Annotated in this window: 10 protein-coding genes; 8 read left to right on the forward strand and 2 right to left on the reverse strand. The window is 55.6% G+C overall.

Annotated elements, in window-relative coordinates; all coding sequences use genetic code 11:
• The first annotated feature begins 5 nt into the window (after positions 1-5).
• The 8 genes from QCD69_RS02285 to QCD69_RS02320 all read left to right on the forward strand — a co-directional run bounded on the left by QCD69_RS02285 (position 6) and on the right by QCD69_RS02320 (position 8484).
• The gene (locus QCD69_RS02285) at positions 6-1319 is read left to right on the forward strand and encodes an MFS transporter (RefSeq protein WP_253454249.1); all 1314 of its coding nucleotides are present in this window, start codon (positions 6-8) and stop codon (positions 1317-1319) included.
• A 20-nt stretch (positions 1320-1339) separates the two neighbouring features.
• Complete coding sequence (gene otnC, locus QCD69_RS02290) at positions 1340-1978, forward strand: 3-oxo-tetronate 4-phosphate decarboxylase (RefSeq protein WP_301250867.1); 639 nt, start codon at positions 1340-1342, stop codon at positions 1976-1978.
• 27 nt (positions 1979-2005) lie between these two features.
• Positions 2006-3151, forward strand: a complete 1146-nt coding sequence (locus QCD69_RS02295; RefSeq protein WP_253454253.1) for a lactonase family protein — start codon at positions 2006-2008, stop codon at positions 3149-3151.
• Between the two features lie 49 nt (positions 3152-3200).
• Positions 3201-3908: a hypothetical protein gene (locus QCD69_RS02300; RefSeq protein WP_253454255.1), complete on the forward strand. Its 708-nt coding sequence runs from the start codon at positions 3201-3203 to the stop codon at positions 3906-3908.
• 128 nt (positions 3909-4036) lie between these two features.
• Positions 4037-5395 carry a c-type cytochrome gene (locus QCD69_RS02305; protein WP_436829746.1) on the forward strand — a complete coding sequence of 453 codons (1359 nt, stop codon included), beginning with the start codon at positions 4037-4039 and terminating at the stop codon, positions 5393-5395.
• Entirely contained in the window at positions 5382-5891 is a 510-nt protein-coding gene (locus QCD69_RS02310; RefSeq protein WP_253454258.1) for a sorbitol dehydrogenase family protein, read from the forward strand. Before QCD69_RS02305 ends, QCD69_RS02310 begins: the two co-directional genes overlap by 14 nt.
• Positions 5888-7522, forward strand: a complete 1635-nt coding sequence (locus tag QCD69_RS02315; RefSeq protein ID WP_301250869.1) for a GMC family oxidoreductase — start codon at positions 5888-5890, stop codon at positions 7520-7522. Before QCD69_RS02310 ends, QCD69_RS02315 begins: the two co-directional genes overlap by 4 nt.
• 347 nt (positions 7523-7869) lie before the next feature.
• A complete protein-coding gene (locus tag QCD69_RS02320) occupies positions 7870-8484 on the forward strand; it encodes a hypothetical protein (protein WP_301250870.1) in 615 nt (204 codons plus the stop codon).
• A 110-nt stretch (positions 8485-8594) separates the two neighbouring features.
• On the opposite strand, the gene QCD69_RS02325 is transcribed toward QCD69_RS02320, so the two are convergent.
• Together QCD69_RS02325 and QCD69_RS02330 are read right to left on the reverse strand one after the other, a co-directional pair.
• The gene (locus tag QCD69_RS02325) at positions 8595-10967 is read right to left on the reverse strand and encodes a membrane-bound PQQ-dependent dehydrogenase, glucose/quinate/shikimate family (protein WP_301250871.1); all 2373 of its coding nucleotides are present in this window, start codon (positions 10965-10967) and stop codon (positions 8595-8597) included.
• Positions 10968-11473: 506 nt separating this feature from the next.
• Positions 11474-12625 (reverse strand): glycosyltransferase family 4 protein, encoded by a 1152-nt coding sequence (locus QCD69_RS02330; protein ID WP_301250872.1) that lies wholly within the window; start codon positions 12623-12625, stop codon positions 11474-11476.
• Positions 12626-13191 lie beyond the last annotated feature (566 nt).

The raw sequence follows: 13191 nt of genomic DNA on the forward strand, positions 1-13191 counted from the left end.
TCACCATGCGTAGATACCCGCAGATCCGCTGGCTGATGATCGCGTTCTGCTTTTTCGCCATCGCCATCAACTACATAGATCGCATTAATTTAGCCATCGCCGCCCCACATATCAAAAAAGATCTCGGGCTGGACGACACCAGCATGGGGCTGATCCTTGGCGCTTTTTTCTGGACCTATGCGCTGATGCAGATCCCGGCTGGTCGACTGATTGACCGCCTGGGCGCGCGCACCGGCCTGGCTATCGCCGTAGGCTGGTGGTCGCTGTTTACCGTGTTTACCGCTTTTGGCCGCGGCTTTACCTCCATTTTCGCCTCGCGTCTGATGCTGGGCCTGGGCGAATCGGGCGGCTATCCGGGCTGCGCCAAGGTGGTTTACTCCTGGTTCGCCAAAAAGGAGCGCGCCACCGCCAGCGGTATCTTCGATGCTGGCCCGCGCGCGGGCAGCGCCATCGCCCTGCCGCTGGTCGCCTGGCTGATCAGCACCTGGGACTGGGAAACCTCGTTTATTGTCACCGGCGCGCTAGGGCTGATCTGGGTAGCTATCTGGCTGGTTTTCTACCGTGAACCGGAGGAGATGAAAGGCCTGAAGGAGCAAGAGCGCCAGAATCTGCTGGCCGACCGCAGCGTACAGACGCTGGGGAAAAACGAAAAAGTGCATATCGCCGGTCTGTTCCGCTACCGCACCGTCTGGGGAATGATGATCGGTTTCTTCTGCATGAACTTTGCTACCTACTTCTTCGTCACCTGGTTTCCGACCTACCTGACCATGGCGCACGGCTTTTCGCTGAAGGAGCTGGGCACGCTGGGCGCGATCCCGGCGCTGATGGGCATCCCCGGCAGCCTGCTGGGCGGCCTGACCTCCGACTGGCTCTATCGCCGGGGCTTTTCGCTGACCACCGCCCGTAAATCCTGCCTGATTGGCGGCATGCTGCTTTCTTCGGTGATCGCCTTCGCCGCTTTCACCAACAGTATCCCGGTGATCCTGACGCTGTTCTCACTGACCTACGCAGGCCTGGCCTTTACCGCCGCCAATATCTGGACCCTGCCCGCCGACGTCGCGCCCAGCGCGGGCTATGTCGGCACCCTGGGCGGCATTCAAAACTTTGCCGGCAATCTGGCCGGGATCGTCACCGCCTCCTTTACCGGACTGATGCTGACCCTCAGCCACGGCTCTTTCGTGGTGCCGCTGCTGGTGGCGGGCGGTATCTGCCTGTTCGGCGCGCTTAACTTTATGTTCATCATGGGCAAAGTGGAGCCGCTGGCGATAAAAAAAGACGAAACGGCCGGTAAGGTAATGACGGCCGATCACAAAATTTAACCCGGATGCGGAGAGAAGCAATGACTACTGAACAGCAGCTGCGCGAAGAGATCTGCCAGGCAGGCAGAAGCCTTTACGAGCGCGGCTATACCGTCGGCACCGCAGGAAATATTAGCGCTCGTCTGGAAGATGGCTGGCTGATCACCCCTACCGATGCCTGCCTGGGTCGCCTGGTGCCGCAGCAGATCGCTAAGGTCAGTCGTGAAGGCGAATGGCTGTCGGGCGATAAGCCTTCGAAAACGCTGCTGCTGCACCGTCAGGTTTACGACCATAACCCGGAGGTTCAGGGCGTGGTGCATACGCATTCCACTAACCTGGTCGGGCTGACGCTGGAAGGGGTCTGGCAGCCGGAATGCATTCTGCCGCCGATCACGCCTTACCAGGTGATGAAGGTTGGCCGCATTCCGCTGATCCGCTACTGCCGTCCCGGCGCGCCGCAGGTGGCGGAACAGGTGGCTCAACTCGCCTGCGAAGTGCGCGGCGTGATGCTGGAACGGCTTGGCCCGGTCGTCTGGGGCCGTTCGGTGCTCTCCGCCTGTTTCGCGCTGGAAGAGCTGGAAGAAACCGCCCGCCTGTGGCGGCAGGCAGCGGTGAAACCCCAGCCGCTCGGCGACAGCGACGTCGCGGAACTGTGCGAAGTTTTCGCCGCGCGCTGGTAAGGCTTTTTACCCTACAAGGAAATAATAATGAAAAAAATTTACGCAGGCGTGCTGCTTTCTCTGGCAGCCCTGACGGGCGCGGCTCAGGCGCAAAGCCTGGTGTATGTTTCCAATGCCGAAAGCGGCACCGTTACCGGCTACCAGCTGGATAAAGCGAAAAAAGCGCTGGTGCCGATCGGCAGTTTCCCGGCGGGCGCAAAGGCGATGTCTTCCGTTGTCTCACCCGATAAGAAAATGCTTTATGTCTCGGTACGCAGCAAGCCTTACAGCGTGGTGGCTTATCATATCCAGCCCGATGGCCAGCTGGTTAAGGCCAGCCAGTCGCCGCTGCCGGAGAGCATGGCCTATATCTCGCTGGATAAGCAGGGGCGCTTTTTGCTGAGCGCCTCTTACGGCGGCGACTTGTTCAGCATTAATCGCATCGACAGCAACGGTCAGGTGCAGGCGCAGCCGGTACAGGTCGTGCACACCGGCAAGCGCGCGCACGCTATTCAGGTCGATCCCGGCAACCATTTCCTGTTCGTCACGCTGCTGGGTGCCGATCAGCTGTTGCAATACCGCTTTGACGCCGCCAGCGGCAAGGTAACGCCCAACGATCCGCCCTTCGTCAATATTCAGAGCGAGGCGGCAACCGGCCCAAGGCATTTTGTTATTGCGCCCAACGTGGACAAACAGGGCAAGCGCAGCCTCTACGTGCTGACCGAAATGGCGGGCAATATCAGCCAGCTGACGCTGAACGCCGACGGCACCACGACGCCGGTTGCAACGGTAAATTCCGTCTCGCCCAAAGAAGATATGCAGCGCGGTGAAGCGCGACCGCTAACGGGTGACGACGATCTGCCGCCTTCGCATAAGCCACGCATCTGGCAGGCGGATATCCATATCACGCCGGACGGCCGCTTTCTTTATTCCACCGAGCGCACCAGCAGCACCCTTTCCTCTTTTTCCGTCGATCCCCATGACGGGCATCTGACTTACCTCACCAGCATTAAAACCGAGCAGCAGCCGCGCGGCTTCGCTATCGACAGCAGCGGGCGCTTTCTGATCGAGTCCGGACAAAAATCGACCCAGCTTTCGCTCTACTCTATCGATCCGACCTCCGGCGCGCTGACGCTGAACGGCCGTTATGCCACGGGCAAAGGCGCCAACTGGGTATCGCTGGTCGAAGAGTAATTACTACGGGCCCGGACGGGCCTGAATGGCAGTCATAACAGGAGAGAATATGAAACGCAGACATCCCTTCCTTTCCGCCCTGTGCGCTACGGGCCTGTTCGCCCTGACGGTACCAGCCGGACACGCCGCGGAAAAAGTGGTCGCCACCGATCTGGAGCCGCTGCATCACGTGATCCTGGAAAATCAGTACGTCACCGTGATGCGCGTCATGATCCGGCCCGGCCAGTCCACGCTGTTTCATGAGCAGCACCTGGATTATGTGAACACCCATATCAACGGCAGCCTGGTGCATATTTCCTATCCCAACGAGCCGGCTAAAGATACCGAGATGAAAACCGGCAATGTGAAGTTCGGCGCGCATCAGGGCAAATCCGATACCGATAAGGTCACCAACACCGGCACCACGCTGAACCATCAGGTGGCTTTTGAGATTAAACAGAACGGCCCGCAAAACTTTGGCGGCGCGACCCGGCCTGAGCTGCCCGAATTCCAGCAGGTGCTGGATAAAAAAACGGTCAAGGGCTGGAAAGTCACTCTGCAACCGGGCGAAAGCACCACGCTCTATAGCCAACACGGGCCGGGCGTCCGCGTCTTTTTTACCGAAGGCCGCCTGCTGGAGTCGGTGCCCGGTCAGCCTAACCACAATAAAGAAGTCTGGCTGCATCGCGGCGACGCCATCCTGACCCAGCCAGGCCAGGTAGAACTGATCAACGGCGGAGAAACGCCGCTGATCTTTAACGATTACGAGCTGCTTTAACCCGATTGAGGGCATGCGGCACGGCCGTTTGCCCCTGTCCATGATGACGAACCGCCCGGCTACAGGGCGGCAGCATTTTTCTTTTTACAGGAGCATGTCAGGTGAGACGATTAAGTCTGCCTTTGGCGATGAGCCTGATCCTTTTCACCGGGATAACGTCTGCCGCCGTGCAGCCTTCGGGTGATCAAGATCTTATCGCTAAGGGAAAATATCTTGCGCTGGCCGCCGACTGCGGCGCCTGCCACACGTCGCCACAGCAGGGCGCGCCGATGGCGGGCGGCTATGCGATCCACTCACCGCTGGGTGATATCTATGCCAGTAATATTACGCCTTCAACCCGTTACGGCATCGGCGAATACAGCGAGGCGGAGTTTGCGCGGGCAGTGCGTGAAGGCATCGATAAACAGGGGCGCCATCTCTATCCCGCTATGCCTTATACCGCCTACAACAAAATCAGCGACGAGGATATCCACGCGCTGTATCACTATTTTATGCACGGCGTTGCGCCGGTAGATCGCGCCGCGCCGCAGACGCACCTGCCTTTTCCCTTCAGCATCCGCGCGTCAATGCTGGTCTGGAACTGGCTGTTTGCGGAGAACCAACGCTTTGTGCCGCAGCCGGATAAGTCGCCGGAGATCAATCGCGGCGACTATCTGGTCAACGCGCTGGCCCACTGCGATACCTGCCATACGCCGCGTAATTTTTTGCTGGCGCAGGACAACGATCGCGCCTTTTCCGGCAGCAGCCTGGGTAGCTGGTATGCGCCCAATATCACGCCTGATGCGCAGTCCGGCATCGGCAGCTGGAGCCACGACGAGCTGGCGCGCTACCTGAAAACCGGCCATATCGCCAAAGCCCAGGCCGCCGGGCCAATGGCGGAAGCGGTTGAGCACGGTCTGGCGCATCTTAGCGATGGGGACATCCAGGCGATTACCGCCTGGTTGCGCCAGGTTCCGGCGGTCAACAGCGGCACCGGCCGCGCGCGCGACAGCTATGGTCAGGCTTCGGATGCCGAACAGCGGCTGCGCGGCCAGAGCGGGCAAAGCGATGCCGGCTGGCAGGTTTTCAGCGGCAGCTGTGCCAACTGTCATCAGGCCCAGGGTCAGGGTAACGATCGCTACCCTTCCCTGTTTCACAACACGGCCACCGGCGCGCCTCAGCCCGATAATCTGGTTTCCGCCATCCTGTTTGGCGTTCGGCGGGATGATATCGCTATGCCCGCTTTCGGCCCTGATGCCGAATTTACCAATCGCCTCAGCGATCGGCAGATTGCTGACGTCAGCAACTACGTACTGAAAAACTTCGGCAATCCGGCGGTAGTCGTTACGCCTGAACGGGTGAAGCAGCTGCGTGAAGGCGGCGATACGCCTTTACTGGTCAAATTAACCCGTCCCGCCGCGCTACTGGGGTTACTGCTTGTGGTGGTACTTATCGTCGCGGGCCTTGTATTACGCCGTCGAAACAGGAGGCAACATGCAGCCCACTAATCCCGGCCGCCGCCGGCTGCTGAAAGGCATGGCCGCGCTCTCCCTCAGCGCCTGCTGCGCCACTCTTTTTCCGCGTCAGCTTGCCGCGCAGCCCGCTGCCGCCGATTTTAACGCGCTGTCCGCTTTTCTGGTCAGCCGCCCGGTCAGCGCCATTCTCAGCCAGCGTTATTATGCCGCGTTGGAGCGTCACTATGCGGATTTCCCGTCCCGCTTCGCCGCGCTGGCGGATTATCTCGCCGAACGGCGCTTTGCCCACGTTGATGACTTTTTGCAGGCCACGGCCAGCGATACGCCGCTTTTTCGCACCGCCTCGCTGATTATTGGCAGCTGGTACACCGGCGTGGTCGGCGAAGGTGCGAAAAGCGAACTTATCGCCTACGCCGACGCCATGATGTATCAGCCAACGCAGGGCATTCTGGTGGTGCCGACCTATGGCAGCGGCCCGGATTCCTGGGGCAGCAATCCCGAAACGGTTAAAATGGAAGGTCAGCAATGAAAAATATCGATGCCGATGTGATCGTCATTGGCTCCGGCGTCATGGGCGGTCTGGTCGCGACCCAACTGGCAAAGGCGGGAAAATCGGTGATTATCGTCGAAGCCGGCCCGCGCGTTAAGCGTCAGGAAATCGTCGAGCGCTTTCGCAATTCGCCTTTTAAGATGTCCCTCACCAATATGAAACTCCAGGGCGTGGGTTCACCCTATCCCGATTTGCCCCACGTCCCTTCAACCTATAGCGACTACTTACAGCAGGCCGGCCCGGTAAAATACCCGACCAAATACCTGCGCGTGGTTGGCGGCACCACCTGGCATTTTGGCTCCGCGCTGTGGCGCATGATCCCGAACGATTTCAAACTGCAAAGCCTGTATGGCCGCGGTCGCGACTGGCCCATCGCCTATCAGGATCTGGAGCCCTGGTACGGCGAGGCCGAACGAGAGCTGGGCGTGTCGGGCATGGACGGCCAGGATGAGAGCGGACACGGCGGCGAAGCCTGGCCGCCGCGCTCCACGCCTTTTCCGATGAAGGGGCTGGAGCCCAGCTATCTTTTTAAACGGCTTTCCGTCCTGCTGGGCAAAGGCGGCTATCATCCGGTGATGGAGCCGAACGGTCGCGCCACGCGGCCTTATGGTCAGCGCCCGGCCTGCGCGGGCAACAATAACTGCAATCCGGTTTGCCCGATCGCGGCAAAATATGACGGCTCAATGCATATTGATGAGGCAGAGCGTCACGGCGCGAAGCTGCTGGATAACTCGGTGGTTTATAAAATAGAAGCCGATGAGCAAGGTAACATCAGCGGCATCTGGTATCGCCGTCCCGATGGCAGCAACCACCACCTGACCGCTAACTACTTTGTGCTGGCCGCCTACGGGATTGAGTCGCCCAAGCTGCTGCTGATGTCCGCTTCCGAACGCTATCCGCACGGCATTGCCAACAGCTCCGACCAGGTGGGTCGCAATCTGATGGGCCATACCGGCATCAGCATGAACGTAATGATGAATGAGGATGTCTGGCCAGGCCAGGGGCCAACGGAACTGCTGGTTTACCTCAACAATCGCGACGGTGATTTTCGCAAGGATTTCCCCAGCTATAAAATAAAAGTACGTAATACGGTGCCAACGGCGGACTATGCGGCCTCGCTGATTAAGAAAGGCGTGCTCGGCTCAAAGCTGGATGAGGAATTAAAAAGGATGTCGGCGCGTTCGCTTAATTTCGCTATCGACTTTGAGACGCTGCCGCTGGCGGAAAATCGTATCGTCCCCAGCAAAACCAAAAAGGACGCAATAGGGATACCTGTACCAGAAATATATTACAGCGTCACCGACTACTGGCACGCAGGAAAAGAACAGGGCCTGAAGGATTTTGATAAATTTGCTCAGCTACTAAATGCGGATATATCAAAAATTGATATGGGTTATCAGGATCGCCAGCATATTATGGGCACCACAATTATGGGTGATAATCCGGCTGATTCCGTGGTTAACAGACAGTGCCAGAGCCACGACCACCCTAACCTGTTTATCGCCGGCACCAGCGTGATGCCCTCTGCCTCCTGCATGAACCCGACGCTGACCGGCGCCGCGCTGAGTCTGCGCCTGGCCGACTATATGCTGAATACCGTTAAGGTTTAAATTAACGGGTTAGCGTTATTATACGGGCAGCATTAATACCGGCTGCCCGTTATTTCCTGTGCTGCCCATTTGGGCATTTGGGCATTAATATGAAGCTGCTTCAGAAAAAAATGTAAATCTCATGGCAGTGTTGCAAAAAGCTGAAGCCATCTCGAATATCCAGTGTTAAACTCCCTGGCAGCAGTAAATTCCTTTTTCATTCTTCTCTCGCCGCAATAATATAGCGGCGGGACAGAAAAAGGAGTTCTGCTATGTTTTACGATCGCGTTGCGTTAAGGAAATCGCCGCTCGTGTCCGGGAAGGAAAAACGAGCGCGCGCAAGGGCAAAATCACAGGGAGGAGAGTCGATGAGCAGGCAGGTTAACCGTTTTGACCGGCTGGAACAGGATACGCATCAGATAAAGCTCAATTTAGCGATATTAACCGAGCGGGCCGAAACTTTCGTTACTAAAAACGATTTTAACGCGCTGGCCTCGCGTGCTGATACCTTCGCTACTAAAAGCGATATTCACGAGCTGGCTTCGCAAGCCGAAACGAATACGATTAAAAGCGACCTACAGACGCTGATTGCGCGTGCCGACACCTTTGCGACTAAAAGCGATATTCGCGAGCTGGCTACGCGAGCCGAAATGCACGCTGTCAAAAGCGATCTGCAGGTGCTGACTGAACGCGCCGACACCTTTGCCACTAAAAGCGATCTGCAGATGCTGGCTGAACGCGCCGACACCTTCGCCACCAAAAGCGCTCTGCAGGTGATGGCTGAACGTATGGAAACCTTTGCCACTAAAAGCGATATCCTCGGACTGGCTACGCGTGAAGAGCTGGCTGAGGTCAGGAACGATCTGAACCTGTTGCGGGTCGAGATGTATAAAGCGCTAACCGGACAGACTAAGTGGCTGACGGCCTGCATGTTTACGGTAGCGATCCTTAGCCTGACTGCTGCAAAGCTGATTTTTGTCTGACGGAGCGGACGTAAAGCTGCGGTTTTTTGCTGGTGTGACGGTGATGTCGACATCGTTATGAACAAATGAATAACGGACGGCATCCTGCCGTCCGTGTTTTTATTACGCCACTATTGCTTCAGGCGCCAGGCGACAACGCTGTCCCCTGCTTTGGTGCCCAGCGAACCGTGACCGCCTGCGGCGATAATCACATACTGCTTGTTATCCGCGCCCATATAGGTGGCTGGCGTCGCCTGACCACCTGCCGGCAGCTCGGTTTGCCACAGCAGCTCGCCCGTATTGATGTCGTAAGCGCGGAAGAAGTTATCCGCCGTTGCGCCATGGAACACCAGATCGCCCGCCGTAGTCAGCGGCCCGCCGTGCGCCACCATGCCCATAGGGAAGCCAATCGGGAAGCGGCCCGGCAGGAAGGTGGTTTTCAGGTTTTTGGTAGTGCCCACGCGGCGCAGCCATTCGGTTTTACCGGTAGTCAGATCGACACCGACCATACGGCCCCAAGGCGGAGCAATGCACGGGATCCCCAGGCTGGAGGCGAACTGCTGAATATGGATCGCGTAATCCCCTTCAAAGTTCTCGTTCCAGTATGGCGTGCCGTCTTTAGTAAACAGACGTTTGTTTTCCGTTTCCGGGGTACGCTTGATCAGGTTGTACTTGTAAGCCAGACGTACCGGCGAAGCGATCAGAATTTGACGTTCCGGATCGATGGCCACCGAGCCCCAGTTAAATACGCCGATATTGCCGGGGAAGACAATGGTGCCCGCTTCGGTAGAAGGCGTCCACGGGTTGCCGTCATAGCGCATAGATTTAAATTCGATGCGGCAGGCCATCTGATCGAACGGCGTCAGCCCCCACATCGACTTCTCTTTCAGCGGATCCGGGATAAAGTTCAGCGCCGAAACGGGCTGAGTCGGCGAAAACTTCTCGCCCTGCACGCCGCCTGTAGTAGAAACATCTACCTGATTAACAGGATAGACAGCCTGACCGGTCAACCGGTTCAGTACAAACAGGTTGCCGGTTTTGGTTGGCAGGATCACCACTGGCTGACGGCTGCCCTGATAGTCGATATCCAGCAGCGAAGGCTGGGAAGGATTATCACGATCCCACAGGTCGTTTTTGGATGACTGGAAGCGCCACTTAAAGGCACCGGTTTTTAAATCCAGCGCTACCAGGGTATCGCGGAACTTCTCTGTATTGCTGTTAGCGTCGCGGCGATTGCCCAGCTCGTCTGGCGATGCGTTGCCGAACGGCACGTACACCAGGCCATTTTTCAAATCGGCGCTCAGCGTAGCCCACGCAACCGGCGTGTCCTGAGGATAGGTCTGGCCTGCCGGCAGCGGCTGCGTCTGCTGCGGATTAGCCGGATCGAAGTTCCAGACCAGGCGACCACTGGTGACGTCATAAGCCCGAATAACGCCGGATGGGTTACCGCTGTTAAAGCCGTTATCCATCACCGAGCCGCCAACGATCACCAGGTTACCTGCAACCAGCGGTGCAGCGGTCTGCATCAGCGCGTGTGGACGAATGTTGCCCATATTCGCACGCAAATCAACGATGCCGTTTTCGCCAAAGTCAGCGCATGGCTTGCCGCTGTCCGCATCCAGCGCGATCAGCTTAGCGTCGGTCGTCGCGTTAAAAATGCGCTTGCGGCACATGGCCGGCGCTTCTGCTGCTGACGCTGGCTGCGCTTCTGGCGCATAATAGCTGACGCCGCGACAGGTCTGGTGCTGCTGCAGATAAGAACGATCTTTCGCAGGCTGATATTTCCACTTCAGCTCGCCGGTTTCCGGATTCAGCGCGTGAACTTCATTATGCGGCGTACAGAAATAAACGGTGTTGTTCACCTTCAGCGGCGTGGCTTCAAAAGTGTACTCCGTCGCATCCTTTTCGGTGCGCAGATCGCCGGTGTGATAGGTCCAGGCCACTTCCAGATTACTGACGTTATCCTTAGTGATCTGCTTCAGATCGGAGAAGCGCAGGCCGTTGCTGGTGCCGCCGTAGGCCGTCCAGTCATTGCTCGCCACGGCGGTATCAACCGGGGTGCGTTTGTTGGTCAGCTTGCCTGCCTGCGGATAAGGGTCATAGAAAGCCAGACCGATAACGAGAGCGATAATAACGATAACTGTCGTGCCGAGAAAAGGATGGAAGCCGGCAGGTTTAGCTGCGCCCTGCGCTTTTGACAACGGGCGTACAATCCAGGGTAAAGCCAGCCAGACGCCGAGCAGGCCAATAATGTCGCCGCGCGGGATCCACTGCCACTTATCAAAACCAACCTCATAAATGGTCCAGGCGACCACCAGCCACATTAAAATTGCATAAATCGACAGCGCAATTTTTTTATTTTTGAACAGCGCAATAGCCGTCAGCAACAGGCCAATCGCTATCACCACATAGAATGGCGACCCGCCCAACAGCAGCAATTTCCCACCCATGTAAAGCATAGCAATACCGACGATTGCTATAACAATACTCGTTAGCTTTATCATTTTCGTCTCTCGAATTAACCACAGGGATAGTTGATTTCAAATTACAATTACGCAACGTAAAATTAACCAAATTCAGTCAAAAAGAAAATACCATTTAATTAATGTATTTTAGGTGATAATTCAGGAGCGGAAGGATTATGTCGCGTACGCATTGCTGTCTGCATAAAGCGGGTAGTTCAGTTATGCGTTGTTGAGTGCATAAAGCGGGCATAACGGGTACGCATTACTCAGTGCATAAAGCAGGCATTTCAGGTATGCGTTGCTGAGTGCATAAAGCAGGCATTTAAGGTAGGCATAACTGAGTGCATAAAGCAGGCATTCCGGGTACGCATCACTGAGTGCATAAAGCAGGCATTCCGGATACGCATTACTGAGTGCATAAAGCAGGCATTTAAAGCGCGGAAATCGTCAGCGTTTGTTTATTGCGCATGCTGAAAAGGGATAAGGCGGCGTTGTACAGACCGGGAGACTGAGCATGCTCCCGGCGTTGTTTAAGCGTGGTGAGGTTATTTGCTGTAAAGCTTCTTCAGCCTGGCCTGATACGCTTCTACGTTATGCTCAGACTGGATCCTGGCGATAGCCGCATTGGCTTTATCGTGGATCTGTTCAGGATGGCGAATAATATCCTCAATAATGTTTTTCATGCGGTCGACCGTTTTACGACGCAGGGCATCGCGGTCTTGCAGAGAAGTAATGGCATAGTCGCAATCGTCGTTCAGCGGATGACTAATCAACCAGCCCGCCTCTTGCGGATTGATTTCCGGCAGCGCACGCACGTTAGTGGTGATCACCGGACAGCCGCAGGACTGCATCTCCAGCACGGAAAACCCATAGGTTTCAGCCCAGGTTGGCAGCAGGCCGACATCCGCTTTTTGCAACAGCCGCATCACTTTATCATTCGGCATGGCGCTGTGATGCTCGAAAAGATCGTAGCGGGCAATGGTCGCTTCCGTCTCACGGGCAAACGCCGGATCGTCCTGATAAGGGCCGAACGCGTAGTTGTTCGTTTTCTCAAGATCGCCTATCAGCGTAACTTTGATTTGTTCCGGATGGATAGCGTTGGTGGCCAGCAGTTCGCCGAAGGCCTGCACGATTTCGCCGCCGCCTTTGCGATAAAAGTCTTTGCCAATAAAAACAAAATGAACCGGGTCGGCGGCATTACGCGCCGGTCGCTCGGTCATATAGAGCTTTTGCGGCGGATGCATAACCACCATCTTGTCGCGCAGCACGCGCGACAGCTCCGGGCTGTCGTTGAACAGCTTCATTTCCATCTTATAGGCCGCGCCGGAAAGCGCGATCAGCGCTAAACAATTATTGGCTGTCAGCGCTGAAGAGAGCCGTTGCAGCTTTGCGCGATTGTCCTCTTTGCTGCCGTTTTTAGGCGGCAGGATGCGTGGCAGCTCGGTTTCAAACGTCGCCACCCATTTACGGTCGGTTATTGCTATCTCGTTGAAAACGTGAAAGACATCAATGTTTTTTTTCTGCGAACCGACCAGCGGTCGAAACAGGAAAATTTTGTCTTTTTTAAGAAACTTCATGTTCAGAAGATTTATATAAGAATAAATATTCTTGTTTTTGAAGTTCACATATTCCACGTCAGCATCAACAATTATCGTCCGTTTCTCCGGGTAGTTATCGTTAGATACGCCGACTCTCATACCGCCACCTCATAGAAAATAATGCTAACCGCACTGAGTAATGTTATTAGAATTCAAATTTGCCCTGGTATTCATTCCATGACGCCCCGGTACTCCATCACATCGGCCGTCGCAAGTAAATACAGGCATATTCTTAATATCAAAACTGGCAAAATAGTTGCTGCTAAAAGCGGTGATGCTTACGCAGGCAATAGTTAATATTTAGTTAAAATTTGTCGTCAATCTGGCGAAGCACCCCGGTTAATACTGGCTGCAACAATATACACAGAAAGACACCAGATGAAATAAAATATTACATTTACCATCTCATATTTTTTTCTGAAAAGTAAGAAGCCAGGCATCACGGGCCTGTTGGCGCATTGCGGCCTCCTTCTCTGACACAACAACTCTATCCGACACGTAAAATAGAGGCCAGCCTTAATCAGAAAAAAGTAAACAAAAGGTTAACAAAATTGAGTGAGATCAATAAAAATATAACAGCCGCTTATATAAGATTTGGTCGACCCGAACCGGACCAGGACTTTTCTTCTGCCCTACATTTAAAGTATTAGTATTTGTAAAAATGA

This window comes from Erwinia sp. PsM31, assembly GCF_030433775.1.
GTDB classification, from domain to species: Bacteria; Pseudomonadota; Gammaproteobacteria; order Enterobacterales; family Enterobacteriaceae; genus Erwinia; species Erwinia aeris.

Excerpts from the sequence above, each read along its gene's own strand:
- QCD69_RS02295 (WP_253454253.1), top strand. The coding sequence starts at position 2,006 with ATGAAAAAAATTTACGCAGGCGTGCTGCTTTCTCTGGCAGCCCTGACG.
- QCD69_RS02320 (WP_301250870.1), top strand. The coding sequence starts at position 7,870 with ATGAGCAGGCAGGTTAACCGTTTTGACCGGCTGGAACAGGATACGCAT.
- QCD69_RS02285 (WP_253454249.1), top strand. The coding sequence starts at position 6 with ATGCGTAGATACCCGCAGATCCGCTGGCTGATGATCGCGTTCTGCTTT.
- otnC (WP_301250867.1), top strand. The coding sequence starts at position 1,340 with ATGACTACTGAACAGCAGCTGCGCGAAGAGATCTGCCAGGCAGGCAGA.
- QCD69_RS02300 (WP_253454255.1), top strand. The coding sequence starts at position 3,201 with ATGAAACGCAGACATCCCTTCCTTTCCGCCCTGTGCGCTACGGGCCTG.
- QCD69_RS02315 (WP_301250869.1), top strand. The coding sequence starts at position 5,888 with ATGAAAAATATCGATGCCGATGTGATCGTCATTGGCTCCGGCGTCATG.
- QCD69_RS02310 (WP_253454258.1), top strand. The coding sequence starts at position 5,382 with ATGCAGCCCACTAATCCCGGCCGCCGCCGGCTGCTGAAAGGCATGGCC.
- QCD69_RS02325 (WP_301250871.1), bottom strand. The coding sequence starts at position 10,967 with ATGATAAAGCTAACGAGTATTGTTATAGCAATCGTCGGTATTGCTATG.
- QCD69_RS02330 (WP_301250872.1), bottom strand. The coding sequence starts at position 12,625 with ATGAGAGTCGGCGTATCTAACGATAACTACCCGGAGAAACGGACGATA.
- QCD69_RS02305 (WP_436829746.1), top strand. The coding sequence starts at position 4,037 with ATGAGCCTGATCCTTTTCACCGGGATAACGTCTGCCGCCGTGCAGCCT.